The organism is Scrofimicrobium canadense (assembly GCF_009696615.1).
GTDB lineage: Bacteria > Actinomycetota > Actinomycetes > Actinomycetales > Actinomycetaceae > Scrofimicrobium > Scrofimicrobium canadense.
The window spans coordinates 1-1,304 of the sequence record NZ_VULO01000044.1 but is presented as its reverse complement, the minus strand read 5'-3'; the positions used below and the strand labels follow the sequence as shown (position 1 = coordinate 1,304).

The window sequence follows — 1,304 nt, the reverse complement described above, 5'->3', positions numbered from 1 at the left end:
GAACCAGTACCGGGTGGGCTGGAGCGCTATCGCCCCCACCTGAGCTATTTACTCATCGATGAAGGCGCTATTGTTGACGCGCCTGGGTGGACGGATGAAACACGCAATATCGTGGCAGCGATATTTCGTATCGAGAAACATCGCGATGAAAACGATGTTTCAGACGCCATGGGGCATTTAGCAGACTGGCTCAACGGCCCAGAACAAGCCAGCTTGCGGCGGGCGATCATCGTATGGTTCTATCGAGTGTTCCTGCCCAACCGCGCCCCAGGGCTTGAATTTCCTGAGGTGAGTGACTTCACCAACTTGCATGAGGTACATGACATGCTGGCAGAGCGAATTAAAAAGTGGCCTGAACTGTGGGAGGAAAGAGGTCGTCAGGCAGGCGAAAAGCTGGGCATAAAGCTAGGTATTGAAAAAGGCGAAAAGCTAGGTATTGAAAAAGGCGAAAAGCTGGGTATTGAAAAAACCGCTCGCAATTTGTTGAAGCTGGGCGTGCTCAGTGACGAACAGATAGCCTTAGCGACCGGGTTGGCAGTTGACGAGATTGCCGAGCTGCGCAAGGAAGATAAGCACTAACCCGAGCGATACGCTTCCTTCGCTCACAAGAGGGCAGCTACCGCATGGGGCTGCCCTTGTCGTTTCTGCCTGTTTTTTATGCCTTCCGATGACTTTCTGCTCAACGCCCAGGCAGTCACCCGATTGCCCTGCCCCCCCTGGGCTTGAGGCTGCAGTGTACCCGCGGCCGCTGGGAAATAGCCTGGTGGGAGGCGGCTTTAGCCCGCGATGACGGCGGCACCCGTGCTTGCTCAGGCAGTCGCCCAATGAATTGGCCTCCCACAGGGGGCCTGGGTTGAGAAAGCGGGTGTTGTGGTAAAGTAACAATCCAGCTACAGGAGCCCGCATGGTCAGCAAGGTGCATAACCGTCACGATCACAGCTATAAACTGATGTTTTCGCAGAGACAAATGGTGCGGGACTTGCTCACCGGCTTCGTCAAGGAAGCCTGGGTCGAGCAGCTGGATTTTAACCAAATGGAACAGGTCAGCGGCTCCTATATCACCGATGAACTGCGCGACCGTGAAGATGACATGATTTGGCGGATATGGTGGCGAGACCGCTGGCTGTACGTTTATCTTCTACTGGAGTTTCAGTCATCGGAAGACAAGCACATGGCCGTGCGGATCATGAGCTACCTGGGGCTGCTGTACCAGGATCTGATTCGCCAGGACGCGTTTACCCCAAGCGGCAAGCTACCCCCCGTGTTGCCCATTGTGCTCTACAATGGAGAGAAGCGCTGGACAG

2 protein-coding genes are annotated in these 1,304 nt (G+C 55.1%); both read left to right on the top strand.

The window, feature by feature from the left end; genetic code table 11:
* A partial coding sequence (locus tag FYJ24_RS12740) for a hypothetical protein (RefSeq protein ID WP_206192726.1) occupies positions 1 to 579 on the top strand: 579 nt, incomplete at its 5' end.
* A 325-nt stretch (positions 580 to 904) separates the two neighbouring features.
* A partial coding sequence (locus FYJ24_RS12435; protein WP_206192725.1) for an Rpn family recombination-promoting nuclease/putative transposase occupies positions 905 to 1,304 on the top strand: 400 nt, incomplete at its 3' end.